Source organism: Brevundimonas viscosa, assembly GCF_900116065.1.
Lineage (GTDB): Bacteria > Pseudomonadota > Alphaproteobacteria > Caulobacterales > Caulobacteraceae > Brevundimonas > Brevundimonas viscosa.
Genome location: NZ_FOZV01000005.1, coordinates 93,740 through 119,200 on the forward strand (window position 1 = coordinate 93,740; position 25,461 = coordinate 119,200).

The following is a 25,461-nucleotide window of genomic DNA, read 5'->3' on the forward strand; positions in this document are numbered from 1 at the left end:
TCCCCGGTCTTCATCGTCAGCGGTAACGCGACTCCATCCGCCAGCGCACATCGCGGGCCCGCGCCTCGGCGTCGTCGAGTTCGCGCTGCGCCCGCCGCCACTCGCGCTCGGTGTCTTCCCGCTCGCGCCGCAGCTCGCGGATGCGGTTGCGGATGACGTCCCGCTCGGCGTCGGTGAGCCTCTCGGCCCGCAGCTCACGCTGCTTGGCGTCGAGTTTGTCGTCCAGCTCCTCGAGCCGGTAGGCGTTGCTGTCGATGCGGCTCCGGGCTTCCGACACCGCCTGTTCGGCGAGATGGATGACCCGGCCGTCCTCGTAGGCGATCAGGAAATCCCGCTCCACGTCCGCGGGACAGACGCCGGCGTAGCCGCCGCCCTGCGCTCCCACCCGGAAGCCGTTTTCGATCGTGCAGTAGCGCAGGACGCCGTCGCTCCAGCCCGCGCGATAGGCCGCGTCGTCAGGAACCACGCCATGCTTGACGCAGGCCTCGGCGTGCTCGCCCAGACGGCTCATGGCGTAGCCGGCCGCTCCGTCGGAGAAGCCCTGGCCGGCCCAGTCGCCTGCCAGACACTGTTCCTCGCTCATGGTGGCGCAACTGCCCACCCCCAGGGCGACTGCCGCAAGCGCGGCTGCAGACAAGATGGCGCGCATGGGCCCCTCCCCCGAAAGACCGTTAACCTTTGCCCCAAGCTGAGCCGTTGGGAAAGCCCCGGCGTTGACCCCGCGAGCGGCCGTCAGGCAAGACGGGTCACCGCCCGCCGGCGGCGGAGCTGCTCTTGTCCGACGAACCCCTGATCACCGAAGACGACGAACCGGTCGTGCTGCAGGCGCGGATCGAGACCGGCGGGATGCGGCTGGACAAGGCGCTGGCCGGGGCCTTTCCGGACCTGTCGCGAGCACGGTTGCAGGCCCTCCTGGCGGCCGGCGCAGTGAGCCGCGACGGGACGCCGGTCTCAGGCGGGTCGGCGAAGGCGGCCGCGGGTCTGTATTCGGTGGCGGTTCCCCCGGTCGCCCCGGCGGATCCGCTTCCCGAGGCCATTCCGCTGACCCTCCTGTTCGAGGACGACGACCTGATCGTCATCGACAAGCCCGCGGGCATGGCGGCGCATCCGGGACCCGGATGTGAGACAGGCACGCTGGTGAACGCCCTGCTGCACCACTGCGGCGACAGCCTGTCCGGGATCGGCGGCGTCGCCCGCCCGGGCATCGTGCACCGGCTGGACAAGGACACCTCGGGCGTGATGGTCGCCGCCAAGTCGGACCGGGCCCACGCAGGCCTTTCGGCGCTCTTCAGCGCCCACGACATCGAGCGCACCTATATCGCCCTGACCCGCGGGGCGCCGACGCCGCCCAGGGGGCGGATCGAGACCCTGATCGGACGCTCGTCCTCGGATCGAAAGAAGATGGCTGTGCTGCGTTCGGGCGGGCGCCATGCGATCACCGACTATGTGGTGGAGGCCATGTTCGGCGTCCCCGCGAAGGCGGGCGGGACGCCCATGGCGGCGCGGGTCGCCTGCACCCTGCACACGGGGCGGACCCACCAGATCCGCGTCCACCTCGCCTCCAGGGGCGCGCCGATCCTTGGCGATCCGGTGTATGGCTCGGGCAGTCCGGCCGCGCCGGTCAGAGCCGCGGTCGCCGAAGCGGGACTGCAGCGCCAGGCGCTGCACGCCGCGGTGCTGGGTTTCGTCCATCCGGTCACCGGTGAGGCGCTGAGGTTCCAGACCGCCCCGCCAGCCGACATGCGCGCTCTGGAAGAGAAGTTGTCGGATCTCTGAGGGTTCGAAGTGCGTCTTGATTTAGGACTGACTATGAGGTATACGGAGCCACATTCGGTGCAGTGGCGCCGGGGCAACGGTCACGCTTTGCTGTGACGATCCGCCTCTGACAAAGACGGAAACCCGAACCTATCTCACCGGTTGAGGGGCGAGACGCCGGCGCACGTGCGTGGCCGACGCCGCAGGGCCCGCTCGTTACTTTTGGTCGGAGGGACCACATGGCTGCTACCAGATCGCTCGCGGTGATGTCGCCTGAACAGGGACTGTCGCGATACCTGACGGAAATCCGCAAGTTTCCGATGCTGAGCAAGGACGAGGAGTTCATGCTCGCCAAGCGTTGGTCGGAGCACCAGGACCCCGAAGCCGCGCACCGCCTCGTCACCTCGCACCTTCGCCTCGTGGCCAAGATCGCCATGGGCTATCGCGGCTACGGCCTGCCGATCGGCGAAGTGATCTCCGAGGGCAACGTCGGCCTGATGCAGGCGGTGAAGAAGTTCGACCCGGACAAGGGCTTCCGCCTGGCGACCTACGCCATGTGGTGGATCCGCGCCTCGATCCAGGAGTACATCCTGCGCAGCTGGTCGCTCGTGAAGATGGGCACCACGGCGGCGCAGAAGAAGCTGTTCTTCAACCTGCGCAAGGCCAAGAGCCAGATCTCGGCCTTTGAGGAAGGCGACCTGCATCCGGATCACGTCGAGACGATCGCCACCAAGCTGGGCGTGACCCATCAGGACGTCATCGACATGAATCGCCGGCTGGGCGGCGACGCCTCGCTGAACGCGCCGTTGCGCGCCGACGGCGAGAGCGAGTGGCAGGACTGGCTGGCCGACGACACGGCCGTCTCGCAGGAGACCCAGCTGGCCGAGGACGAGGAGAAGTCGATCCGCATGAGCCTGCTGCAGGAGGCCATGGAGGAGCTGACCGACCGCGAGAAGCACATCCTCACCGAGCGCCGGCTCAAGGACGATCCGGTCACCCTCGAGGAGCTCGCCGGGCAGTACGGCGTGTCGCGCGAGCGGGTGCGTCAGATCGAGGTGCGCGCCTTCGAGAAGCTTCAGAAGGCGATGCGCGCCGCGGCCGAGGAGCGGAACCTGGTCAACGCCTGATTAAGGCCGTTCGACAGGGAAGGAGGCGGGCGTTCAGCCCGCCTTTTTCATGGGCTCGGCCTGGTGCATCGCCAGCAGACCGCCGATCGGCGCCGACAGGGTGGCCTTGGTCGCCGGCCCCGAGGCGAGGCTGACTTCCAGCGCGCCGACGGCCACCGCCAGCCGTGAGTCCGCCCCTTTCATCGCCACGGCCTTGAGGGCCGACGCCTGTTCGCGGATAGCGCGGACGGCCTGCATCGGGTCGCGATCGAACTGGTCCAGGGCGGAAGCCAGGATGCGCATGGCCTGGTCCTTCGCCGCCGCCAGGGCGGCCGCCCCCGTCGCGGCCCGGTCGCTGCGCCGCTTGCCCGGTCCGCTGTACTCGCCGGAATTGAAACGCCGTCGATCGGGCCCGACGTATTCCACCGCCTCGACCCAGTCGCGTGGCTTCAGCGCGACGTTCTCGACCCGCCGCTGCAGATCGGCGCTGGTGAACGGCTTGCGGAGGAACTCGTGCACGCCCGCATCGCGCGCGCCGAGGATCGTCGATGCGGTCGCCTCCGCCGAGATCATGATGATCGGCGCGCGGCGGCACGGCAGGTCTGAACGCCGCAAGCGGCGAGCCAACGCCTCGCCGTCGAGACCCGGCCCGGACCGCTCGGTGAAGACGATGCCCGGTTCCAGGGCGGCGGCGGCCTTCATGGCCCGGGTGTCCGCCGCCTCGACCGCGATCTCGCGCGCCCCCAAGGCCTTCATGAGATCCGTGAGCAGGCGGGCGGCATGCGTGTTGGGGTCCACGATCAGGACCCGTTTCGTCACCGGCTCCAGCCGGGCCAGAAGGCGATGATCGACAGCAAACACGCAGAACCCTCCACCTCCCGGTTCAATGACAGGACAGGGTTAAGGCGACTTGAACGCTGTGGTGGAGCGTCAGCCCTGGAACGGGTCGCGCATCAGGATGGTGTCGTCGCGCTCCGGGCTGGTGGACAGCAAGGCCACCGGCGCGCCGATCAGCTCCTCGATCCGGCGCACGTACTTGATCGCATTGGCGTTCAGGTCCTTGAAGCTGCGGGCCGAGGCTGTGCTCTCGCTCCAGCCCTCGAGCTCCTCGAACACCGGCTCCGCCGCCGCCTGAGCCTTCAGGCTCGACGGCAGGTAGTCCAGCACGCGATTGCCAACGCGGTATCCGACACAGATCTTCAGCGTCGTCAGGCCGTCGAGAACGTCCAGCTTGGTCAGCGCGATGCCGTCGATGCCGTTGATCGCCACGGACTGGCGGACCAGCACGGCGTCGAACCAGCCGCAGCGCCGGGCCCGGCCGGTATTGACCCCGACCTCCCGGCCGACCGTCGCCAGATGCTCCCCCACGGCGTCATGCAGTTCGCAGGCGAACGGCCCCTCGCCCACCCGGGTGGTGTAGGCCTTCACGATGCCGAGGATATAGCCGACGCCCTTGGGGCCGACCCCCGAGCCGGCGGCGGCCTGACCGGCGACGGTGTTCGAGCTGGTGACATACGGATAGGTGCCGTGGTCGACGTCGAGGAAGGCCCCCTGCGCCCCCTCGAAGAGAACCCGCTTGCCGGTCTTCTGGGCCTCATCGAGCACCTTCCACGCCGGCTTCACATAGGGAAGAATCTTCGGCGCGATCTCGAGCAGCTGGGCCAGCAGGGCGGCGGGATCGATCGGCTCCAGCCCGAGGCCCGCTCGCAGGGGGTCGTGGTGCGATCTCAGACGGTCGATCTTGACCCTCAGGTCGTCGGCGTCGGCGAGATCGCAGACCCGGATCGCCCGCCGCCCCACCTTGTCCTCGTAGGCCGGCCCGATGCCGCGGCCGGTCGTGCCGATGCGCGCGCCCGGCGCGCTCGCCGCTGCCTCGCGCGCCACGTCCAGCGCCGGGTGCACGGGCAGGATCAGGCAGGCGTTGTCGGCGATCGTGAGAACGTCGGGGGTGATCGCCACGCCCTGCGCCTCGATCTTCTCGATCTCCGCCACGAGGTGCCAGGGATCGACGACCACGCCGTTGCCGATGATCGACGGCTTGCCCTGCACCACGCCGGAGGGCAGCAGCGCCAGCTTGTAGACCTTGCCGTCGACAACCAGGGTGTGGCCGGCGTTGTGGCCGCCCTGAAAGCGCACGACCATGTCGGCGCGGTTCGACAGCCAGTCGACGATCTTGCCCTTGCCCTCGTCGCCCCACTGGGCGCCGACCACCGCCACGTTCGCCAAGATGCTTCTCCGCCGATCCGACTTCCGGAATGCGGGCGCAGCCTATAGCGGCGGAATCGTCGGGTGTCCTCCCGGCGCGGGGATTATTCGGCCATCGCCGTCTCGAACGCCCAGTCGAGCCACGGCGTCAGCGCCTCGATGTCGGCCGTGTCGACCGTGCAGCCGCACCAGATGCGCAGGCCGGCCGGCGCATTGCGATGGCTTTCGACATCGAACGCCGCGCCTTCATCCTCGACCAGCGCCTTCATTCGCCGCACCAGGGCTTGCCGCGCCGGCTCGTCCATCGTCGTGACGCGCGGATCGACGATCTTCAGGCAAACCGAAGTGGTCGACCGTGTCGCGGGGTCTTCCGCCAGATAGTCGATCCAGTCCGCCTGTCGCACCCAGGCGTCGAGCGCCGCCGCATTGGCGTTCGTCCGGGCGACGAGCGCGTCCAGCCCCCCGGCCGCGAGTCCCCACTCCACGGCGTCGATCCAGTCTTCGAGGGTCCACACCGAGAAGGTGTTGATCATTGATCCGCTCGCCAGCGTCCGGTCGAAACCGTTGGCGTCACGCAGGCGCAGCACCTTCGGAACAGGCCGCGGCGGCGCATAGCGGTCCAGCCGCGCCACCGCTCGCGGCGACAGCGCCGCAACGCCCAGTCCTGCCTCGCCGCCCAGCGCTTTCTGGAAGCTGAAGGTCACCACGTCGAGCCGGGCCCACGGCAGCGGCATGGCGAACGCTGCGGAAGTCGCGTCGCAGATCGTCAGCCCCTCGCGGTCGGCCGCGATCCAGTCCGCGCCCGGCGCCCGCACGCCGGAGGTCGTCCCGTTCCACGGGAAAACCAGGTCGCTGGCGGGATCGACACGGGAAACGTCGGGAAACCGCCCGTACGGAGCGGTCAGCACCTCCGGCTCAAGGCCAAGGTGGTCCCGGATGTCGGTCGCCCAGACCTGCCCGAAGTTCTCGAAGGCGAGCACCTGCACCGGCCGCTCGCCCAGCATCGACCACAGGGCCGCCTCGACCGCCGCGGTGTCCGACCCGGGAACGTAGACCACCTGCCAGTCCGCCGGGACCTGCAGCAGCTCGCGCGTCAGCCTGAGTCCGTGGGCGAACCGCGCCACCACCTCCGGCGCACGGATGCCCCGGCCGAGCAGTTCGTGCGGCAAGGTCTGGCTCGACCACCCCGGACGCTTCGCCGTCGGTCCCGAAGAGAACCACGGCCGCGCCGGCTTCAAGTTGGGACGGTTCGCCATCAGTCTCGGAACGGCCGGATCGGCGCCTTGTCGCGCACGCCCTGGGCCCATTTGGTGAGAGTGGGATCCTCGTCACCAGGGAGCATGATCATCAGGCGCGCCAGGAGGTCGCCTCGCTTGCCGCCGGCGAACGCCCCGCGCCCCTTCAGCCGCAGGACCTTGCCCGAGCTGGACCCCTTCGGAATGGTCACGCTGACCGTACCCTCGGGCGTCCGGACCGGCGTCTTCCCCCCCAGCAACGCGTCGGCAAGGGCGATGGGCAGATCCATGCTGAGATCGGCGCCGTCGCGGGTGAATACCGGATGCGGCGCGATCCGCAGTTCGATCAGGGCGTCGCCATTTTCGCCGCCCCGTCCGGCTGCGCCCTGCCCCTTCAGGCGGATGACCTGCCCGTCCGCCGCCCCCTTCGGAATCGCGACATCGAGCACTCGCCCGTCCGAAAACTGGATGCGCCGGGTCGCCCCGCTGATCGAGTCCTCGAGGCTGATCTCAAGCGTCGCTCGCACGTCGGAGCCCCGACCGCTGAAGCCGCCCCGACCCGGACGGGCGCCGCCGCCGAACATGCCGCCCAGAATCTCGTCGAGGTCGATGTTCTCGAAGCCGCCGCGGGCGCCTGCTCCGAACGGACCTTGCCCGGGGCCGCCCGTTCCCCCGCGAGGGCCGCCGAAGCCGCGGAATTGCTCCCGCCCGTCTGCGTCGATCTCTCCGCGATCGAACTTCGCCCGCTTCTCGGCGTCGCCGAGCAGATCGAAGGCGGCTGTCACCCGCTTGAATCGATCCTCTGCCGCCTTGTCGCCGGGGTTCTTGTCAGGGTGGAGATCCTTGGCGAGCTTGCGGAACGCCTTCTTGATTTCGTCCTGGCTCGCGCCCCGGGCTACGCCGAGTTCCTTGTAGGGATCGCCCGCCACTCGAATGTCGCTCCGTTGGGCCGCCGCCCGCCAAACACAGAGCTTCCAGTTAGGGCATCGCCGCCGTTCCGCAAAGGCGCCGCCTCGCGTTCAACCCGGACGCACTTCCGATTCAAGTCCCCAGCCCCAGCCGTCGCCCCACTGACTGACGGCGAAGCGGGCTGCCTCCGCGCCCTCCGGAAAATCGACGACGGCCTCCGAGGCCGGATAGAGGGCTTGCGTTCCGGAGACCTCGAAAATTCGCAACTCGCCCTCGGCGCCCAGGACCCGCACCCTGAACCGCAGCGGATCGGAGGGAGCCGGCTCTTCCGCCCATCGGTCGCCGTCCAGGCGATGACGGGCGATCCAGCTCAGATCGAAGCCGCCGTCCACGCGGCGGATGGCGCGCGCATGGGCGGGGCTCCACGGTCGCACCCCGACGCCGCGCGCCGCCCACAGCTTTTCGGTGAAGCGGGGGCCGCCAGCCGGGAGACCGCTCAACCCCGCGCGCCAGACCAGCGGCAGACCTCGCTCGGCGGGCGGCGAGTCCACCCGCGGCAGCTGCCCGTCCAGCATCACGCAGAGGGCGTCGGCCGGTGCGCCGCCGGCCGTCGTACCCTGCTGTCCCCGCAGCAGCCCGGTCAGCCGCCACACGTCGCCGCCGACCAGGTCGGCGTTGCGGAACTGCAGCAGTTCCCATTCCTCTCCGGCCTCGACCAGCACCACATTGGCGCCGGCGAGGACCGCATCCGCCGGGCGACTCTGCGGCGCCCGGCCTTCGAGGCGGACAAGCAGGGCGTTGGTCTCGTCCCAGCGGTGCCGCGGTCCTGATGACAGCGGTTCGTTCAGCCTTCCGACGGTTGCCGGCTCGGCCACCTCCGCCCGCACCGTCAGGGCATGCGGAGCCGGCCCCGCCAGCACCTGCATCGGCCTCCAGGGATCGGCAGCCACCACCGCCAGCGGCCGGAGGTCGGATTCGGCGCCCGGCAGCGGCGGCGGGTCGAGTAGACGGAGGAAGGGCGCTCCGGCAGCCGGAACCGCCTCCGGCGCCGCAGGCAGGCGATCGTCCGCTTCCGCTTCAGGCGCGGAGATGGGCTCCAGCATGGCTGAAGGCGTCCCGTCGAGATCCAGCCGGACCACCCGCCAGTCGCCGCCGCGGAGTTCCAGCGAGACCACGTCGCCGGCCTCGAGCCGCAAGGCGTCCACCGGGCCGGGATGCAGGGTCAGCGTCTCTGCCGCGGCGTCCGCGAGCGCGCGGGCTGCGGCCGCCCGCGCCGTTGCGCCTGAGCACACGGCGGGCAGCTCCAGATCGACGCCGCCGCCGTCGGCCGCGCTGCGGACGCTCTCGGCCCCGGTCTGGTAGTCGCGATTGCCGTCGATGAAGCGCACGCGCGCAACGGCCGGCGGCGTTTCGAGCACCCGCTCGGCGCGAACGCCCGTCCCCTCTTCCGGCAAGGCCAGGTCATCGGCGGCCAGGAACGCTGCGGGCGGCTCCACGCCGCGCACCGCCACCCGTCCGCCGCGCTCCGACAGGGTCAGCCCAAGGGCCCGGATCAGTGGCTCAAGGGCGTCGCGGGTGCGCATCGGCCGGTCGATGAGGTAGCCGGAGATTCCATCAGGCACGCCGGCCACCTCGAACATGTCATCCGTCAGGCCGCCCCGGCGCAGGATGGCCGCGATCAGGTCGTCCGCCTCTCCCGTCAGTCGGCCGTTCAGCCAGTGACCGGTGCGCCAGGCTGGCGCATCGGCCCAGACGTCGGCCCGGCCCGGAAAGGCGGGCCACGGCCGCGCATCCCAGCACCAGGCGTCGACTCCGGTCAGCATCGGTCCGCCGTAGACGGGCGAGATCGGATTATTGGCGGCGAAATGGGCGAGGACGGCCTCGAGCGCCCGCCTTTGCATCCGGTCGTCGCGCGCGCCCGTCGAATCCGGCGGAAGCGACCCTTCGGAGCTCTTCGGGTCCTGGAACAGGTTGGGCGCATTGCCGCCCCGGTCCACCGCGGCGCAGCCGAACTCGGTCAGCCGCACCGGCTTCATGCCCGGAACCCACGCCGTCGGCTGGCCGGCGCGCACGCCGCCCGGCCGGTCATGGTGCGGACGGCTCCACCAGCTCACGAGATCCTTGACCCGGAACACCCAGTCCTCGCCGTGCGCCGTGTCGACGATCGGGGTCCGGACCTGCGCCGCACGGTCCGCCTCGGACGCGTACCACCAGTCGAAGCCTTCGCCCCCGGCCACCTGCGCGGCGAGGTAGGCGGGATCGTCGGGCCCGCCGAATGAAGCCGCGTCGAGGCCGCCGTCGCCGCCCCTCCAGTCGCCCAGCGGCGGGTACCAGTCCACGGCGACGTAATCGATCGCCGGATCGGCCCACAGCGGATCCAGGTGGAAAGCCACCTCCCCGCCGTCCCGCAGTCCGGCGTACTCTGACCAGTCGGCGGCGTAGGACAGCTGGACCTCCGGCCCCGCCACGGCCCGGCACTCCGCCGCCAGCGACCGGAGCTCGGCGACCGCGGGAAAGCCGCCGCCGGCGTCCTGCGTCAGCGTCAGGCCGCGCATCTCCGAGCCGATCAGCAAGCCGTCCGCGCCGGTCTCCGCGGCGAGCCCGGCGTAGTGCAGCGCCAGCCGCCGCAGACCCCAGCCGTCGGCAGTCCCGAACAGGGCGGCCACATCCTCGGCGGCCTCGCCCTCGGGCCTTCCGCACACCCGCCCGCGCCATGGGTAGGCGGCCTGCTCGGCGCCGCCGTACGGGTCCGGCAAGCCGTTGCCGGGCGGGATGTCCATGAAGACGAAGGGATACAGCGTCACCTCCAGCCCCCGCGCCTTCAGCTCGGCCACGGCCTGACGCACGCTCTCGTCGGACGGCGTGCCGCCGTAGGCGGGCGCGCCGCCGCTTCCGGAGATCAGATGGGCGGTCTGCCGATCCAGTCCCGCCGCCGACCAGACCAGGGGCTCCGTCGGCTTGTCGCGTCGCTCGACACCCGGCCGGATCAGACATTCGCCGGCGCGCAGATCCGTCCCGAACCAGCCGATCACCAGGCTGACGCGCTTCAGCCCGGGGCACTGCGCCTGCAGATGGTCCAGCGAGACCACCAGGTCCGGCCGCCCGTCGCCGGCATGCAGGTTCTCCGCACTGGTGCGGGTCAGCCCCTCGCGACGCATCACCGGTTCTGTCGCCAGCACGAACTCGCCGGCTCCCGGGATCAGGCACACGCCCTCGAGACGATCCCCAAGCCGCGGCTCGCCGCCCCGCGGACGCCGGAACACCTCAAAGGCCAGTTGCGGCGCGCGATCGCCATAGGGACCGAGCGGCAGGTCTTCGAACACGACATAGGCCGTGCCGCGATAGGCCGGAGCGTCGCCCTCGATCGACTCGATCAGCGGATCGGGCGTCTGGTCCGGCCCGCCCCGGTGCACCCGCATCGTGACGCCCGTCAGGTCCATCGGCCGGCCGTCCGCCCAGACCCGACCGACGCCGTCGATCTCCCCCTCGCACAGGGCGACGGCGAAGCTGAGCGAATAGCCGTAGTCGACCGTCCGCGGCCCGCCCTTGCCGCCTGCGGAGGTGCGCCGGCCCTCCAGGAAGCGCGCCGCCCAGATCATCTGGCCGGTCACCCGGGCGCGCCCGAACACGCACGGCAGCGGCGCGCCCTCGGCCGTGCCCTGCACCTTGAGCTCCTGCAATCTCGGTCCGCGCTGGCGCGGCGGCTGCAGGCCCGCGATCGCCGCACTGTCCACCATGCCGCCGAGCATGGCCCCGAGGCTCGCTCCCAGCGGCCCGCCGATCGCGCCGCCGGCCGCCCCGAACACCATCTGCGCCATTCAGCCCGCTCCGTTTTCGGCAAGAGGCCAGGTGAACGCAGCCACCAGCCGGCGCCGCCACCAACTCCCCATCCAGCTCTCGACCACGGCGCGACCCCAGTACGCATGGATCATCCGCGCCTCGCCTGTCGCGCACGCCTCGCTCAGGATCGCGCAATGCTTGGCGGGGCAGCCGGGCGCCATCCGGAACAGGAGCACATCCCCGGGCTCGGCCCGGTCCAGGGGGATCTCCCGGAGCCACCGGCGCGCGGCGGCCCACAGCGTTTCCTCGCCGCCGACCTCCGCCCAGTCCGGCGCATAGGGCGGCGGCGCTTCCGGCTCGGGACCGATCACCTCGCGCCAGATTCCGCGGAGCAGGCCGAGGCAATCGGCGCCCTCGCCCCTGACGCTCGCCTGATGCCGGTAGGGCGTTCCGATCCAGCCGCGCGCGGCCGACAGGATCACGACCCTCATCGCCGGCTCCCCCCGTCGTTGCGCCCGCCTTGGACCGGCGTCGCGGTCAGGAAATCGTCGCCCGGCACGTCGGGGAAGCCCTGGAAGTTCACGCCGTTGGAGAAGACGCCCGTGCAGGTCGCCCAGCGCCTGTCACAGGTCGCGCCGGGAAAGGTCGCGAGATCCACCCGGCAGCGCTCGTCGCCCAGCACGGCGTCGCAGTCCCGGCCGCAGGTTCGCCCGACGACGCGTTCGAGAGCCGCCAGCGGCCCCTCCAGTTCGGCCACGAAACGATCGCCCTCGCAGCGGATCCTCGCCAGGCGCGCCTGCTGCAAACGCACCCCCAGATCCGGCCGTCGCCAGTCGACCCGCCACAAGGCCACGTCGGCCCGATCGTACAGTCCGGCTTCGACATCCTCTGCGCGCAACGCCTCGTCATCCAGCCCGCCGGCGGCGGAGAGGGTCCCGCAGGTCCCGCCGATCTCCCCGTCCACCGCGCCTGCCGTCCACCCGCTCGCCGCGCGGCACAGCACGCCGTCGACGTCCAGGTCGCGGTCGTGATCAGTGAACCCCGACACCACGCCATCGCGCCGGGTCAGGATCCAGACATGACACAGCGGCGCCGCTCCGCTCTCGATCCGGGCCGCCATTTCCTCCGGCACATGTCGCATGGTCAGACCCGAATCTCGATCAGCGGCACAGCCGCCATCCGACCCGCCTCGAAACTCTCCAGCGTCACCTCGATGCGATCGGTGTCGAACCGCACCGGAACGTCGAATTCGAAGCCGGCCGACACGGGCACGTCCGCCGCCGGAGCCGTCTCCAGCGTCACAAGGCCGGTCGAGTCGTCGACGCCGAAGGCGCCGGTCTCCAGCCCGTCGACCGTCACCCGCACCGTCCCCGCCACCGGTTTGGAGATCCGGCGTTGCAGGGCGGACTCGCCCTCGCCGTAGCGCTTCACCAGCTGGAAAGACGTGCGCGATCCGTCGCCGACGCCAAGCGCCTGGTCGGTCGGCCCGGGAGCCTCTCCAGAGGAACAGGAGCGGTAATCCGCGAAGTCCCGGAACCGGAAGCCGTACAGCTGGCCTTTCCGAGCTTCAAAGAAGGCGGTCAAGGCCGCCATGTCGGACAGCGACCGCAGGGTCGCGCCGATCAGGTAACGCCGCCGACCTTCGGCCCACGGCGTGGACCGGCGCTCGAAGCCCGAGGCCAGGGTGACGATCTCGGTCCGCCTCTCGATTCCACCAGTCGAGCCGAACGCAAGTCGCGCCGGCAGCCTCACCTCATGAAAACTCATCTAGTCTCCTCGCGGAACAGACCGCCGGAAGCGCCAGGCGCCGAACGCCTCCGCAGGGGTTCCCTTGTCCGGCGAGCGGGGTTCGGTCATGGTTCGGGCCGCAACCGCGTGTCAGGGAGGGCCGCTGCATGACCATGGACTCTTCAACCCAGGTTCAGAGCTTCGACTGGAAGCATCTGTTCTTCTCGTTCGAGGGCCGCACCCGTCGGTCGCATTTCTGGATCGGCTGGCTCGTCTGCCTCGGGGCGGGCGTGGTCGCGGGGTGGCTTCCGCTGATCGGAGCCGTGATCTCCATAGCGCTGATCTGGCCGAACCTCGCCATTACGGTGAAGCGGCTCCACGATATGGGCCACACCGGCTGGCTTGCGGCGATCCCCTGGGTCGTCGGAATCGTCGGCTCGATCGTCGCCATCAGCATGATGGGCTTCAGCGCAGTCATGAACGCGTCCGCCCTCGAGAACGAGGATCCCGCTGCGATCATGGCCCTGATCGGTCCGGCCTTCGGCCTGTTCGCCCTGATGTTCCTCGTGGGTCTCGGCTTTCTGCTCTGGATCGGTCTCACCGACAGCCAGCCAGGCGACAACCGTTTCGGCCCCAATCCGAAGGGCCTCTGAAACCTACAGCCGGCGCGCGCCCAACCTGACGGCGCGCGCCAGCATCTGGGCGATCTGCGCCTCTGAACGCAGCAACGCGGGCGCCCCGCCGTCCATGGTGACGTTCACCGTCACGCCCCCGCCAACTGGCGGCTCCACCGTCCCGGAGACAGCCGGCCGGAACACCTCCGGTCCGCGCTCCCCGACCAGATAGGCGCCGCCGGCCGTCACCGGCCCGCCCTCGGCCCGACTTCCGGCGAAGACCGGGCCAAGCGCCCGCCCGATCGCATCCGACAGACCCCCGCGCGCGCCCGCGGCGGCGGCGACGGCCGCCAGCACCGCCCGCGCCAGCTCGGCCAGCGTCACCTCGCCGTCGGCCGCAGCCCGCGCGAGTGATCGCGCGAGGCCTTCGCCGGCCCGGCCAAAGGCCGTCTCGATCGCCTCCGCCGCCCGCTCCGCCGGTTCTCTCAGTCCTTCCAGCGCCGCCGCCGCTTCCGCCGCCTGCTCCGGCACCCGACCGAGGGATCCGCCCTGGCTCCATTCATTCATCGGGCCACGCCTCCGCCAGCCGCTCCAACTCGCGACGATCCATCGCTCCGGGCCCTTGGCCGGGCTCCACCAGCATCCGCCACTCCCGCAGCGACAGCCGCCAGAAGGCGTCCGGCGGCACCCCGGCGGCGAACGCCCGGCGCAGCATCTCTCCCCACGGCGTCTTCATCCCGCCGCCGCGACGAACGCCCGGCTCACGGCCGCGGCGGCCTCCCGGGGATCCACGGCCGCCTGATCGAGCCCGTCCGCCGCTTCCAGCTCCCCACCGCCTCGAAGCAACGCCGCCAGCACGACCAGGAGATCGCGGGCCGATAGAAGGCGCAGGCGGTCGGCCAGGGCCGCGGCGCCCTCGACGCCCAGCGCCGCCTCGATCTCCGCCAGTGCGCCGAGCGTGAGGCAGAGCCGTCGCGGCTGGCCAGCCAGGTCGACCCGGACCTCTCCCCTTGCGCCGTTCATCCGATCGCCTCGAAGCTCATCTCTCCGGCGCTGGCCAGGCTTATGGCGAAGCTCGCCTCCCCCTCATGCTCGCCGGCATATTCCAGCGCGGCGACCAGGAACGGCCCCTCCAGTTGCCCGAAATCCGGCACGATCAGCCGCCAGCGGCGCGCCGACTGGTCGAAGAAGGCCTCCCGGATCAGCGCATCCGACGCCGCGTCGCGGAAGATTCCCTGCCCGCTCACCGCCGCTGACTTCACGCCGGCGCCCGCCAGCAGTTCGCGCCACCGGCCGGCGCTGTCGCCGTCGGTCGCGTCCACCGTCCGCGCGTTCAGCGCGATGGTCCGCGCTCTCAGCCCGGCGACGGTGATGAACGTCCCCGGAGCGTCCTCGATCTTCAACAGGATGTCCCTGCCTCGCTGCGCCGCCATGGCGATCTCCTCACATGTCCTCGGTCACGGCGCGCACCCGCATCACCGCATAGGTTCGATGCCCGGCCGGAGAGGGCCAGACGTCGGCGAACCGGACGCCCACATCGACCGTGCGCACCCCGTCCGCCTGCAGCGCCGCATCGGACAGGCTCATGCGGATCGCCGCGACGATCGCCTTGGCCTCCTCGCTTCCGCGGAAGCGGGACACCGCCTTCAGCGTGAGCGCGTGCTCCACCCCGCCGCCTTCGCCGGGCAGCGGACGGCTTTCGCTGCGCCCGATCACGAGGTGCGGGTGCTCTGGGTTCTCCGGCGCCGCGTCCCACTGTCGATCGGCCAGCAGGGCCGAGACCCCCGGATCGGCGCGCAGGTGCGCCAGCAGCGCCTTCTGCAGCGCGCGTTCATGCATCATCTCGGCCGCTCCAGATTCAGTATCGCCCGGCCGCCCACCGTCTCGCCGGAACGGATCCGCCAGTCGGCGCCGCCGAAGCGCAGCACGCGGCCGCCCTCCAGACGTGCATCCGCGCGCGTCTCGCCGGTGACGGTCTCCATGACGTGCAGCCCGCCGGCCTCGGTCCGCTCCCTGCGCCGTCGCGGCCCCAGCTTCAGCCAGACCCAGCCGAGCGGCTCATAGGTGACGCTGCGACCGCCGTAGGGCGTCTCCGCCTCCACCGCCTCCAGCAGTTCCGCCAGCGTCTTCACAGCCGCACCTGGCGATAGGGCGCGATCCAGGCCTCGACGGGCCGGATGGGCATGTCGCGCTCGCCGCGCTCATAGGCGCGCAGCACCAGCATCAGCACCGCCAGCCGCAGCGGCGCCGGCGAGGCGGCGTCGAGAACCTGGCTGGTCTCCGCCTCGATCCGCGCCTGCGCCGCCTCGATCAGGGTCTGGATCAGCCCGTCCTCGGCGTCGTGCTCGACGCGCAGGAACAGCCTCGCCTCGGCGAGAGTCACCGCTGCGGTCATAGGAACCACCTCGAATGGAATTGAAGATGGCGAGAAGCGCCAGGCGGAGGGGCTCCCCGCCGTCTGGCGCCTGTTGCCTGCTGCCTCCTAAGCCTCAGTTCGCGCTGAACTTCATCACCTTGATCGCGTCGAAGTCCTGCACGCCGCCGCCGACGCGGCGGGTGGTGTAGAACAGCACGTACGGCTTGGCGGAGTACGGGTCCCTCAGCACCCGCACGCCTGCCCGGTCGACGATCAGGTAGCCGCGGCGGAAGTCGCCGAAGGCGATGGCGGGCGCATCGGCCGCCACATCGGGCATGGTCTCGATCTCGGTGACCGGATAGCCCAGCAGGCTTGCGGTCTCGCCCGCCCGCTGCGCCGGCTGCCAGATGTAGTTGCCGTCGGCGTCCTTAAACTTGCGCACCGTCGAGACCGTCCGTCGGTTCATGACGAAGCGCGCGTTCGGCCGGTACTGGGCCTTGGGCGCATAGACCAGGTCGATCAGCCGGTCGGTCGGCCCTTGCGTGGGGAAGGCCCCCGCCGAGCCCGAGGCGACATAGCCGATCTCGCCCCAGCTTTGGCCCGCGTCGGCGACGATGTCGTAGTCGAGGAAGCCGCGCGGCTTGTTGAGGCCGTCGCCGTTGACGAAGGCCTCGGTCTCCTGCGCCGCGAAGGCGTCCTCCACCTCGCCGGCCAGCCATTCGTCCAGGTCGACGAGGGCGTCGTCCAGCAGCGTCTGCGTCGCCGCCGGGCAGGCGTAGAGGTCGGCCGCCGGGAACTCCAGCAACGCCAGCGTCGCCGGATCCGTCTCCGGCCGCGCCGCCGTCTCGGCGACCCACCCGGAGCCCACCCCCGCGATCGACACCGGCTTCCTGAACACGCCCGCCGCCACCGTCCGCACCGTCGAGATCTCGCGCATCGGCGATCCGGCCATCAGTCGCCGCTCGATGGCGCGCTCCGTCTGCTCGGGCACGACGTAGCCGCCGGAGTTCGGCGCCGTCGACAGACCCGCCTTCACCTCCAGGCCAACCCCGGCCCGCAGGTAGCCATCGAACGCCGCCTTGGTCTCCTCTCCCGCAGGGGCAAGAGGACCGCCTAAGGCGGTGGCGGAGCTCTCGCCGATCGACGGCCGCCGCGCCTCGCTGGCGACCCGGTCCAGCCGCGCCTGCGCCGCCGCGACGGCCTGGTCGATCCGCGCCACCTTCTCCTCCAGCAGGGAGTCGGCCGACATCTTGCGCTCGATCTCGTCCAGCCGGGCGTCGTTGGCGCCTTTGAACGCCTCGAAGGCCGCCATCATCTCGTGCAGGGCGGCGCGCGCCTCCGGCGTGGCCGGAGCCTGTTTGGTCTCTTTCATGATGTCTCCGCTTCTCAGGAACCGCGCATCGCGGTTAGGGTCCGGAGGTGACGCGCACGCCCCGGGAAACTCTCCACGTCCAGCCGGACCGCCGCACGGGCGGCTACACTCGCCTCGAACGGACGGTGATGGACGCCCTCGCCCGCGAACTCCGCAGCGAAGCGCCTGACCTTGCGGCCCAGTTTGCCGCCAGCCGGCCCACCGTCCGCCGCAACTCCGGCTTCGGCGTCTTCACCGAGGTCCTCGTCCCGCCGGAGCGGCCGACCTCCGGGCCGACCGGCGAGTTCGGAACGGTCCACGTCGTGATCTCCGGCCTCGCCGATCCGGTGGCCTTCCGCGCCCGCCTGCGAAACGGCCGGCTGCTTGGACTGCTCGGCGACAGCTACGGACGGGACACCCGCTCCACCGACTTTGCATCGGTCCCCTTCGATCAGGTCTTCACCGTCGACGCGACGGGACGCTCCGTACCCTTCGAAGTCGCTTCACAGACCGTTCGCCCGCCTGCACCGCGCCCCGTCCAGCCAGCGCCGGCTCCGCCGTCACGCCCCCCGGAACCCGTCCTCGTTCAGCTCCGTACCGGTGCGACGCCGCCGCCGCGCCCAGGTCCTGCGCAGGAGCCCGCGTCGTCCCCCGCTTCATCCGGGGACCTCAGTCCCGAGGAACGGACCACCCTGCGCATCGGTCTCTGGACGGGCCTGTTCGCGCTGGGATCGATCCTCGTTCTGGTCTTCGAGGTCCCGATCCCCTTCGTCTTCATCGCCGCCTTCGTCGCGGGCCGCTTCTTCCAGACCGATCGCGGCCTCGACCTTCTCAGGCGAACGCTGACGTCGCTTCAGCAGGCGGCACGGGAACGGCAGGCCTGAACCGGGCGCCCGGCAGCATAGGGAAGGTGACCAGCGACACCTCCCATAGATCCACCTCGACCAGCACCCTCAGGGCCCCGGCCCGGCGCGCCCGAACCGGCCGGAAGCCGATCGACAACCCGTCCATCGCGCCGGCCCGCGCCAGGGCGCCCGCGAACCTCGCCTCGGCCGACCAGTCCAGGATGCGGCCGCGGACCAGCAGCCCCTGCTCGTCCTCCGTCAATTCGTCCCACACGCCGACGACGGCGCGCCCCTCATGCTGGTGCAGCATCCGCACTCCGGCGGCCCCGGACCTCGCCAGGCTGGCGGCGAACGCGCCCCGCACCAGCACGTCCCGGTTCAGATCCGCGACGCCCCACAGAGAGGCGTAGCCCGAGATCGGCAGGCCCTCCGCGGCGCCGGTCACGACCGCGCCTCCAGTCGCCGCTCGATCCGCGCCACGCTGGCCCGCACCGCCTCGCCCTGCGCCTCCAGACGCGCCAGCCGCTCCGCCACCAGGCGCTGCTCCCCGACCCGCTCCTCCAGCGCCGCGATCCGGGCCGCGGCCCCGCCCGCCCACACCAGCCCACCCAGCGTCTGGGCCGCCAGCACGGCGATCAGGGCGACCGGCAATCTCAGACGCTCCATCTCAGCCCTCCACACCGGCCATGCGGCGGCGCTCCTCGTCGGTGAGGAAGGCGGCGGCGTTCAACCGCGCCCACAGCGCCTCCCGCTCGGGCTGCAGCGCCGGCACGGCGTCGAGGTCCGCCTCGACCCGCACATCGGCGAACCGCCCACCCAGCCATCCGGTCAGCGCGGCCGCCGCCTTGCGCACCAGCGGCGCGACCGTGCCCCGCCAGAAGGCGGCGTTGGCCTCCCGATAGTTGGCGTAGGTGGCGTCTCCCGGAATGCCCAGCAGTTGCGGCGGTACGCCGAAGGCGAGGGCGATCTCCCGGGCCGCCGCGTGCTTGCCGGCGACGAAGTCCATGTCGGCCGGGGTCCAGCTCATCGGCTTCCAGTCCAGCCCGCCCTCGAGGATTAGCGGCCGTCCGGCGTTCCGGGCCCCGGCATGCAGGTCGTCGATCTGACCGCGCAGGGCCTCGAACTGTTCGGCGGTCAGCCCCTCGCCGTCGCGCCCGCCGTAGACCAGCGCCCCGCTCGGCCGCGCCGCATTGTCCAGCAGCGCCTTGTTCCAGGCCCCCGAGGCGTTGTGCACGTCGATGGCGAAGGCGGCCGCCTCCAGCGGCGAGAAGCCGTAGTGGTCGTCGGTTGGATGAAACAGCTTGAGATGCAGCACCGGCAGCCATCCGTCGGCCGCCCGCCCCAGCCGCACCGACCGGCTGTCGACCGCGTACTCGTAGCCTTCGGGCCAGCCCCCACGTCCCGGGATCACCATCATCCGGTCCGGCCTCAGGGACCACAGCTCCTCCGGCTCGCCCTCGCCAACCGCTTCGACATAGGCGTTTCCCGCGGTCTGCAGGGCGCCGTACAGCCCCTCCAGGAACTCGACGCCGGACTGCTCCGGATTGGGCCGCGCCAGCAGCCTGGCCAGCGGATGGTCGTCCGCCCGGACCCCGTCCGCGAAGACCGTCAGCGGGGTGGCCGCTGCGGCCTCGGCGATCATCCTGACGCAGCGGTAGACCACGGCGTTCTTGCCGAACCCCTCGGTGGCGAGGCTCGCGTAATCCCGCGGCGTCCAGCGCGGGCGTCCCCCGGCCGAAATGGCGATCAGCGGCCCGGCGCGGCTGTCCTTGATCTCGGGCGCGGCGATGCGCCGCCGGCCGAAGGGCCGTCGCCAGTCCAGCATGAGTTGTCTCCGTGTTCCCGGGCGGGCCCGTCTTCCCGACCCCGCCGAACCCTTCTCCGGGTCATGACTGGAGTATGGGGCGCCAGCGTCCAAGGGCGGACATTCCCGGATTGTTTTTCGCAAGCCCTTGCTTTTGCCGAAGGTCTTTCCGCGAGCCGGGCCTACAATTCGTCCTCAGCGCCGCGTTCCGCCTTCCACTCCGGCGCCTCGAAGTCGAGAGCGTCCTCGGGCTCCTTCAGCGCCGTCTCCGACACCGTCTGCCCCCGCACCGACACCCCGGCCTGGTGCACCGTCTCCGCGCTGCCGGACACCAGCGGATGCCAGCTCGCCAGCGGCCGCCCCTCATGGATGCGGCGGTAGGCGCAGGACTTCGGCATCCACTCCAGCGCCTCGATGTTCCACGGCGTCAGCTTGATGCAGTCCGGCACGTGCTCCCGGCGATTGGCGTAGTCCGAGCAGGTGCAGCGCACCGGGTCGAACAGCTTGCAGTGCACCCGGGTCGGGATCACCTCGCCGGTGTCCTCGTCCTCGAACCGCACCAGGCAGCACAGCCCGCACCCGTCGCACAGGCTCTCCCACTCCGCGCGGGTCATCTGGTCCAGCCGTTTGGTTTCCCAGAAGGGCTTGGAGGCCGGGTCGGTACGCTCTACATCCACGCGCTCCCCATACGCCTCCTCCCGCCCGAAAGCACCATGGCCGCGCGCCCGCCTCTCGTCGCCCTCAAGGACATTCGCCTGCAGGACGGACCTCGCCCCCTGTTCGAAGGCGTGGACATGGCCATCGAGCCGCGCACCCGCGCCGCCCTCGTCGGCCGCAACGGGGCCGGCAAGTCGACCCTGATGAAGCTGGTCATGGGCCGGATCGAACCCGACGCCGGCGAGCGTTCGGTGCAGAGCGGAACCCGCTTCGCCTGGGTCCCCCAGGAGCCGGAGATCACCGGCGAGACCCTGCTCGACTACGCCGCTTCCGGGCCCGCCGAGCGCTGGACGGCCGAAGCCTGGCTGGCCACCTTCGGCCTCGACCCCGCCAAGCCGGCCGTGAACCTCTCGGGCGGCGAGATCCGCCGCGCCGCCCTGGCTAAGGCCTTCGCCGAGGAGCCCGACCTGCTCCTCCTCGACGAGCCGACCAACCACCTCGACATCCTCGCCATCGAGCGGCTGGAAGAGGAACTGCTGTCCGCCCGTTTCGCCGTGCTGGTGGTCAGCCACGACCGCGCCTTCCTCAACCGCGTCACCCAGTCGGTCCACTGGCTGGAGGGTCGGCGCGTCCGCACCCTGAACAAGGGCTTCGCGGCGTTCGACGACTGGGCCGGCAAGGTCATGGAGGAGGAGGCCGAGTCCCTGCGCCGGCTCAGCAAGGCCATCGAGCGCGAGACCGAGACCTTCTACAGCTCGATCACAGCCCGTCGCAGCCGCAACGAGGGCCGCGCCGCCCGCCTGCAGGCGATGCGCGCCGAGCGCGCCGAGCGGGTCCGCGACCAGACTCGCGAGCTCACCCTCGCCGTCGACTCCGGCGCGACCACCGGCAAGCTCGTCGCCGAGTTGAAGGGCGTCGCCAAGAGCTTCGGCGAGCGCACCGTTCTCAAGCCCTTCACCACCCGCGTAATGCGCGGCGACCGACTCACCATCGTCGGCCCCAACGGCGCCGGCAAGACTACCCTGGTGAAGATCCTGCTCGGGGAGCTGGCTCCGGACGCCGGCGCGGTCCGTCTCGGCGCAAACCTCGATCCGGTCTACCTCGACCAGTCGCGCGCCGGGCTGAAGTCCGACATGACGCTCTGGGACGCCCTCACCCCCGGCGGCGGCGACTCCATCATGGTCCGCGGCCGCTCGATGCACGTGGCTGCCTACGCCAAGGACTTCCTGTTCCAGGAGGCCCAGCTGCGTCAGCCCATCTCCACCCTGTCGGGCGGCGAGCGCAACCGTCTACTGCTGGCCCGCGCCCTGGCGAAGCCGGCCAACATGCTCGTGCTCGACGAGCCGACGAACGATCTCGACATGGACACCCTCGACAAGCTCGAGGAGCTGCTCGAGGGCTACGACGGCACCCTGATTCTGGTCAGCCACGACCGCGACTTCGTCGATCGCCTCGCCACCTCGACCATCGCCCTCAACGGCCGTGGCGACATCGTCGAAACCCCCGGCGGCTGGACCGACTTCGTCCGCCAGAACCCCGGCTTCCTCAGTCCTCCGCAGCAGGGCGAGCGGGAGTCTTCGAACCCGAAGGCCTACGGCGGTGGAGGGGGCGCCTCCGCCCCTGCGCCCCCGAAGAAGCCGGCCGCCAAGCTGTCCTACAAGGACGCCCGCCGTCTGGAGGAGCTCGAGGGCCTCCTCGCCAGCCTCCCCGACCAGATCGCCGGTCACGACGCCGCCCTCGCCGATCCGGACCTCTATAGCCGCGATCCGGCCGCGTTCGACCGCGCCATGAAGGCCGCCGAAAAGGCCCGCGCCGATCTGGCGGCGGCCGAGGAGGAATGGCTGGAGCTGGAGGAGAAGAAGGCCGCCCTTGCGGGGTGAGCCGCGTTCCACCCGGCTTTCTGTGGATAATTCAAGCCGCTGACTCGCAAACGCGAATCTGGCCAATCCACAGATATGCACAGGGTTATGCACCGAAGCCGGGGCAATTCCGCACAGCCGCCAGGTTTCGGGCGCTTGCCTCATAGCGGGTTTCGTCGGAACGTCAACGGGCCGAGGGACACGGCGGCGCGGAAATCCGGGGAGACCCGGGGCTCAAGGCGAACCGGCCCGGCTCTCTGACCCGATGCGACCGGGGGGGTTTCGGACCTTAACGAGCGGGGGGCAGGATCAAGGCCCGATGGGCTTTCGAAGGCTTCGGCCAGAGAACGCTCTGAGGGAACCGGATCGGGATCGAAGGACGGCGCAGGGCTTCGACCTTGCGGAACGCCGGAGACCAGGAGCGCGACAGGATACAGCCGACCGTCATCGGGGTTCGCCCTGCTGACGCCGAGGCCGAGGTCCGAACCTCAATGGCCAAGTCCAACCCGGACTTGGCGAGGGGACGAGGAAATCCGGCTTGCCGGTGCTCTTCGTCCCCTCGCTCAATTCCGGCGGGCGTCAGCCTCGACGGGCCAGATCCGTCGCCCTTCCCTTCCCTCGACCACGGCCGTAAACCAAGGCCATGGGCCGTCGCGGGAATCGCCTCTCCAGACTGGATCGCCGCGCCGTCCTGGCCGGCGCCGGAGCCATGGCGGCGACGGCGGGCCTCGCCGCCTGCAACCAGTCCCAGGTCGAGCCCGACGCCGACGGCCGCATCCGGCTGCGCTTCGCCACCGATTGGCGCGCCCAGGCCGAGCACGGCGGCTTCTACCAGGCCCTCGCCTCCGGCGCCTACGAGCGGCGCGGGCTCAATGTCCAGATCATCCAGGGTGGGCCCGGCGTGAACGTGCCCCAGTTGCTGGCGTCCAACGCCGTCGAGCTGGGCATGGGCTCGAACAGCTTCATCACCATGAATCTGGTGGCCGAGGGGGCCCCGGTGAAGGCTGTCGCGGCCTTCTTCCAGAAGGATCCCCAGGTCCTGATCGCCCATCCGGACCCGGCCCTCCAGTCGATCGCCGATCTGGAGGGCCGCCCGTTCCTGCTCGCGGACGCCTCGATCAACGCCTTCTGGGTCTGGCTCAAGGCGAAGTACGGGTTCACCGACGACCAGGTGCGGAAATACACCTTCAATCCCGCGCCCTTCCTCGCCGACCCTCGTGCGGTGCAGCAGGGCTATCTGACCTCGGAGCCCTACACGATCCGCAAGATCGCCGGCTTCGAGCCGAAGGTCTTCCTGCTCGCCGACGAAGGCTACCCCAGCTACGCCACCATGGTGCTCGCGCCCAACGCTTTCGCACGCGACAACGCCGCCGCCCTGCGCAGCTTCATCGCAGCCTCGGCCGAGGGCTGGCGCGACTACATCCAGGGCGACGGCAAGGCCGCCGACGCCCTCATCCGGCAGGCCAACCCGGACATGACCCAGGACGTGCTCGACCAGGCGCGCGAGAAGCTGAAGGCGCACGGCATCGTCGACGGCGGCGATGCGGCGCTCTACGGGCTGGGAGCCATGACGGAGGAGCGTTGGGAAGCCTTCTTCACCGTCACGTCGGAAGCCGGCGTCTACCCTCCGAACCTGGATTGGCGGCAGGCCTTCACCACCCAGTATCTCCCCGGACGCGGCCGTGGCTGAGCCCGCCGCGGCGCTGCGAGGCGCCGTCGTGCGATACCCCGGCCGGTCGCCGCTCGGCCCGATCGACCTTGTTGTCGACCCGGGCGAGATCGTCGCCCTTGTCGGACCCTCGGGCGCCGGCAAGTCCACCGCCCTTCGCCTGCTCGCCGGGCTTGAGCGCCCGACCGAAGGCGTCGCGACCAGCGCCGATCCCCGCCACGTCGCCTTCGTCTTCCAGGCCCCGACCCTGATGCCGTGGGCCGACGCCCTCGCCAACGTCGCCCTTCCGCTTGAGCTCTCGGGCGCTTCCCGCGAGGAGGCGCGCCGGCGGGCGAGCGCGGCCCTCGCCGCCGTGGGGCTCGGCGACCGCGCCGGCGCCCGGCCGCGCCAGTTGTCGGGCGGCATGGCCATGCGGGTGTCGCTCGCCCGGGCGCTGGTGACGGAACCGGATCTCCTGCTGCTGGATGAGCCGTTCGCAGCCCTCGACAGCGTCACCCGCCGCCGCCTGATCGAGGATCTGCACCGCCTCTGGGCCGCCCGCGCGCCGCGCCCGGCCATCGTCTTCGTGACCCATGGCGTGGAGGAGGCCGTCTACCTGGCCGCCCGCTCCGTCGTCCTCGACGGGGCCACGGGGCGGGCGGCGTCGGAGCACGATCACCCCGGCCCCCTGCCGCGCCCGCCCGGCTGGCGCGCGGATCCGGCGTTCCGCGGGGCCGTGGAGCGGCTGGCGGACGCCCTCGCCGAGGCCATGCCGCCGGCCGGAGTCGCGGCATGAGCCGGGCCCTGCCGCCCCTGTTGCTGGGCCTGATGCTGCTCGCGATCTGGGAGACCGCCTGTCGGAGCCTTCAGGTGCCTGCCTATTTCCTCCCGCCGCCCAGCGCCGTCGCCATGTCCCTGGTGGAGCGGGCGCCGCTTCTGGCCGGCTCCGCCCTCCAGACCTTCCGCATGGCCCTGCAGGCGCTCCTCGCCGCGACCCTGATCGGCGGCGGCCTGGCGCTCGCCGTTTCGATGAACCGGCCGGCCGAACGCGCCGTGCGCCCCCTGGCCGTGGCGCTTCAGGTCACTCCAGTCGTGGCGATTGCTCCCCTTGTGGTGATCTGGAGCGGTCTCGACCATCCGGACCGGGCCGTCGTCGCCCTCGCCGCCGCGGTGGCCTTCTTCCCGGTCTTCTCCGGTGTCCTGACAGGCCTGAAGTCCGCCGATCCCGATCTGGAGCGCCTGTTCGACCTCTACGGCGCCCCGCCCCTCCAGCGGCTGTGGCGGCTCCGGGCGCCGTCGGCGCTGCCCTTCGCCCTCGAGGGCGTCCGCGTCGCCGCAGGTCTGGCGGTGATCGGCGCGGTCGTCGCCGAGTTCGTCTCGGGCTCGGGCGCCACGCAGGGGCTGGCCTGGCGCCTGCTCGAGGCTGGCAACCGCCTGCGCACCGCCGACATGCTGGCGGCGCTGGCCTGCCTGATGGTCATGGGCCTGGCCCTGAACGCCGGCATCGCCCTGCTCGAACGTCTTTGCCGGGCACGGCTCGCCTGATCCGCGCGTTAGCCGCGGGTTAAGGGCGGGAGCGCTAGCGTGCCATCTCCAGAACCTTGCGTCC

The 25,461-nt window shown here is 71.1% G+C and carries 29 protein-coding genes; 8 read left to right on the plus strand and 21 right to left on the minus strand.

Annotation, left to right across the window (positions count from 1 at the left end; genetic code table 11):
• Positions 1 to 16: 16 nt before the first annotated feature.
• On the minus strand, positions 17 to 649 hold the full coding sequence (locus tag BM333_RS10595) for a DUF2799 domain-containing protein (RefSeq protein WP_092311003.1): 633 nt from the start codon (positions 647 to 649) through the stop codon (positions 17 to 19).
• 125 nt (positions 650 to 774) lie between these two features.
• On the opposite strand from BM333_RS10595, the gene BM333_RS10600 reads away from it, so the two are divergent.
• Together BM333_RS10600 and rpoH are read left to right on the plus strand one after the other, a co-directional pair.
• Positions 775 to 1,776 (plus strand): RluA family pseudouridine synthase, encoded by a 1,002-nt coding sequence (locus tag BM333_RS10600; RefSeq protein ID WP_245777235.1) that lies wholly within the window; start codon positions 775 to 777, stop codon positions 1,774 to 1,776.
• A gap of 218 nt (positions 1,777 to 1,994) precedes the next feature.
• Positions 1,995 to 2,882 carry an RNA polymerase sigma factor RpoH gene (rpoH, locus tag BM333_RS10605; protein WP_092311006.1) on the plus strand — a complete coding sequence of 296 codons (888 nt, stop codon included), beginning with the start codon at positions 1,995 to 1,997 and terminating at the stop codon, positions 2,880 to 2,882.
• A gap of 33 nt (positions 2,883 to 2,915) precedes the next feature.
• On the opposite strand, the gene BM333_RS10610 is transcribed toward rpoH, so the two are convergent.
• The 8 genes from BM333_RS10610 to BM333_RS10645 all read right to left on the minus strand — a co-directional run bounded on the left by BM333_RS10610 (position 2,916) and on the right by BM333_RS10645 (position 12,757).
• Positions 2,916 to 3,722, minus strand: coding sequence for a response regulator (locus BM333_RS10610; protein ID WP_092311009.1), 807 nt, complete (start codon positions 3,720 to 3,722; stop codon positions 2,916 to 2,918).
• A 69-nt stretch (positions 3,723 to 3,791) separates the two neighbouring features.
• Positions 3,792 to 5,087, minus strand: a complete 1,296-nt coding sequence (locus BM333_RS10615) for an adenylosuccinate synthase (RefSeq protein WP_092311012.1) — start codon at positions 5,085 to 5,087, stop codon at positions 3,792 to 3,794.
• Positions 5,088 to 5,170: 83 nt separating this feature from the next.
• Positions 5,171 to 6,322 (minus strand): phosphoserine transaminase, encoded by a 1,152-nt coding sequence (locus BM333_RS10620; protein ID WP_092311015.1) that lies wholly within the window; start codon positions 6,320 to 6,322, stop codon positions 5,171 to 5,173.
• Entirely contained in the window at positions 6,322 to 7,230 is a 909-nt protein-coding gene (locus BM333_RS10625) for a DnaJ C-terminal domain-containing protein (protein ID WP_092311018.1), read from the minus strand. The genes BM333_RS10620 and BM333_RS10625 overlap by 1 nt, the downstream gene beginning before the upstream one ends.
• 90 nt (positions 7,231 to 7,320) lie before the next feature.
• Positions 7,321 to 11,028 carry a baseplate multidomain protein megatron gene (locus BM333_RS10630; RefSeq protein WP_092311021.1) on the minus strand — a complete coding sequence of 1,236 codons (3,708 nt, stop codon included), beginning with the start codon at positions 11,026 to 11,028 and terminating at the stop codon, positions 7,321 to 7,323.
• A complete protein-coding gene (locus tag BM333_RS10635) occupies positions 11,029 to 11,481 on the minus strand; it encodes an NlpC/P60 family protein (protein ID WP_092311024.1) in 453 nt (150 codons plus the stop codon).
• Positions 11,478 to 12,110, minus strand: coding sequence for a baseplate hub domain-containing protein (locus tag BM333_RS10640; RefSeq protein WP_245777236.1), 633 nt, complete (start codon positions 12,108 to 12,110; stop codon positions 11,478 to 11,480). The genes BM333_RS10635 and BM333_RS10640 overlap by 4 nt, the downstream gene beginning before the upstream one ends.
• A gap of 23 nt (positions 12,111 to 12,133) precedes the next feature.
• Positions 12,134 to 12,757: a DUF2460 domain-containing protein gene (locus tag BM333_RS10645; RefSeq protein WP_092311030.1), complete on the minus strand. Its 624-nt coding sequence runs from the start codon at positions 12,755 to 12,757 to the stop codon at positions 12,134 to 12,136.
• Positions 12,758 to 12,891: 134 nt separating this feature from the next.
• Here BM333_RS10645 and BM333_RS10650 point away from each other — a divergent pair, with 134 nt between their 5' ends.
• Positions 12,892 to 13,371: a DUF805 domain-containing protein gene (locus tag BM333_RS10650; RefSeq protein WP_245777237.1), complete on the plus strand. Its 480-nt coding sequence runs from the start codon at positions 12,892 to 12,894 to the stop codon at positions 13,369 to 13,371.
• Positions 13,372 to 13,374: 3 nt separating this feature from the next.
• Here BM333_RS10650 and BM333_RS10655 read toward each other — a convergent pair whose 3' ends face one another.
• The 8 genes from BM333_RS10655 to BM333_RS10690 form a co-directional block, all read right to left on the minus strand.
• Positions 13,375 to 13,899: a phage tail tape measure protein gene (locus BM333_RS10655; RefSeq protein WP_092311036.1), complete on the minus strand. Its 525-nt coding sequence runs from the start codon at positions 13,897 to 13,899 to the stop codon at positions 13,375 to 13,377.
• Positions 13,892 to 14,068, minus strand: coding sequence for a phage tail assembly chaperone (locus tag BM333_RS10660; protein ID WP_143105810.1), 177 nt, complete (start codon positions 14,066 to 14,068; stop codon positions 13,892 to 13,894). The genes BM333_RS10655 and BM333_RS10660 overlap by 8 nt, the downstream gene beginning before the upstream one ends.
• Positions 14,065 to 14,355, minus strand: coding sequence for a GTA-gp10 family protein (locus BM333_RS10665; RefSeq protein WP_092311042.1), 291 nt, complete (start codon positions 14,353 to 14,355; stop codon positions 14,065 to 14,067). The genes BM333_RS10660 and BM333_RS10665 overlap by 4 nt, the downstream gene beginning before the upstream one ends.
• Positions 14,352 to 14,765 carry a phage major tail protein, TP901-1 family gene (locus BM333_RS10670; RefSeq protein ID WP_092311045.1) on the minus strand — a complete coding sequence of 138 codons (414 nt, stop codon included), beginning with the start codon at positions 14,763 to 14,765 and terminating at the stop codon, positions 14,352 to 14,354. The genes BM333_RS10665 and BM333_RS10670 overlap by 4 nt, the downstream gene beginning before the upstream one ends.
• A 10-nt stretch (positions 14,766 to 14,775) precedes the next feature.
• Positions 14,776 to 15,174 (minus strand): DUF3168 domain-containing protein, encoded by a 399-nt coding sequence (locus tag BM333_RS10675; protein WP_092311048.1) that lies wholly within the window; start codon positions 15,172 to 15,174, stop codon positions 14,776 to 14,778.
• Positions 15,171 to 15,464: a head-tail adaptor protein gene (locus tag BM333_RS10680; protein ID WP_218151451.1), complete on the minus strand. Its 294-nt coding sequence runs from the start codon at positions 15,462 to 15,464 to the stop codon at positions 15,171 to 15,173. Before BM333_RS10680 ends, BM333_RS10675 begins: the two co-directional genes overlap by 4 nt.
• A complete protein-coding gene (locus BM333_RS10685; protein ID WP_092311051.1) occupies positions 15,461 to 15,727 on the minus strand; it encodes a head-tail connector protein in 267 nt (88 codons plus the stop codon). The genes BM333_RS10680 and BM333_RS10685 overlap by 4 nt, the downstream gene beginning before the upstream one ends.
• 94 nt (positions 15,728 to 15,821) lie before the next feature.
• The gene (locus tag BM333_RS10690) at positions 15,822 to 17,060 is read right to left on the minus strand and encodes a phage major capsid protein (protein ID WP_092311054.1); all 1,239 of its coding nucleotides are present in this window, start codon (positions 17,058 to 17,060) and stop codon (positions 15,822 to 15,824) included.
• Positions 17,061 to 17,107: 47 nt separating this feature from the next.
• On the opposite strand from BM333_RS10690, the gene BM333_RS10695 reads away from it, so the two are divergent.
• Positions 17,108 to 17,923: a hypothetical protein gene (locus BM333_RS10695; RefSeq protein WP_143105811.1), complete on the plus strand. Its 816-nt coding sequence runs from the start codon at positions 17,108 to 17,110 to the stop codon at positions 17,921 to 17,923.
• Here BM333_RS10695 and BM333_RS10700 read toward each other — a convergent pair.
• The 4 genes from BM333_RS10700 to BM333_RS10715 form a co-directional block, all read right to left on the minus strand.
• The gene (locus BM333_RS10700; protein ID WP_092311060.1) at positions 17,871 to 18,329 is read right to left on the minus strand and encodes an HK97 family phage prohead protease; all 459 of its coding nucleotides are present in this window, start codon (positions 18,327 to 18,329) and stop codon (positions 17,871 to 17,873) included. The two genes, BM333_RS10695 and BM333_RS10700, sit on opposite strands and share 53 nt — an antisense overlap.
• On the minus strand, positions 18,326 to 18,550 hold the full coding sequence (locus BM333_RS10705; RefSeq protein ID WP_092311063.1) for a hypothetical protein: 225 nt from the start codon (positions 18,548 to 18,550) through the stop codon (positions 18,326 to 18,328). Before BM333_RS10705 ends, BM333_RS10700 begins: the two co-directional genes overlap by 4 nt.
• Position 18,551: 1 nt before the next feature.
• Entirely contained in the window at positions 18,552 to 19,709 is a 1,158-nt protein-coding gene (locus tag BM333_RS10710; protein ID WP_092311066.1) for a phage portal protein, read from the minus strand.
• A gap of 161 nt (positions 19,710 to 19,870) precedes the next feature.
• The gene (locus tag BM333_RS10715; protein WP_281246051.1) at positions 19,871 to 20,365 is read right to left on the minus strand and encodes a YcgN family cysteine cluster protein; all 495 of its coding nucleotides are present in this window, start codon (positions 20,363 to 20,365) and stop codon (positions 19,871 to 19,873) included.
• Between the two features lie 36 nt (positions 20,366 to 20,401).
• Between BM333_RS10715 and BM333_RS10720 the strand changes: the two genes are divergently transcribed.
• The 4 genes from BM333_RS10720 to BM333_RS10735 all read left to right on the plus strand — a co-directional run bounded on the left by BM333_RS10720 (position 20,402) and on the right by BM333_RS10735 (position 25,397).
• Complete coding sequence (locus BM333_RS10720; protein WP_092311069.1) at positions 20,402 to 22,225, plus strand: ABC-F family ATP-binding cassette domain-containing protein; 1,824 nt, start codon at positions 20,402 to 20,404, stop codon at positions 22,223 to 22,225.
• 622 nt (positions 22,226 to 22,847) lie between these two features.
• On the plus strand, positions 22,848 to 23,894 hold the full coding sequence (locus BM333_RS10725) for an ABC transporter substrate-binding protein (RefSeq protein WP_092311072.1): 1,047 nt from the start codon (positions 22,848 to 22,850) through the stop codon (positions 23,892 to 23,894).
• Positions 23,887 to 24,648: an ABC transporter ATP-binding protein gene (locus BM333_RS10730; protein WP_092311075.1), complete on the plus strand. Its 762-nt coding sequence runs from the start codon at positions 23,887 to 23,889 to the stop codon at positions 24,646 to 24,648. Before BM333_RS10725 ends, BM333_RS10730 begins: the two co-directional genes overlap by 8 nt.
• The gene (locus BM333_RS10735) at positions 24,645 to 25,397 is read left to right on the plus strand and encodes an ABC transporter permease (protein ID WP_092311078.1); all 753 of its coding nucleotides are present in this window, start codon (positions 24,645 to 24,647) and stop codon (positions 25,395 to 25,397) included. Before BM333_RS10730 ends, BM333_RS10735 begins: the two co-directional genes overlap by 4 nt.
• Positions 25,398 to 25,461 lie beyond the last annotated feature (64 nt).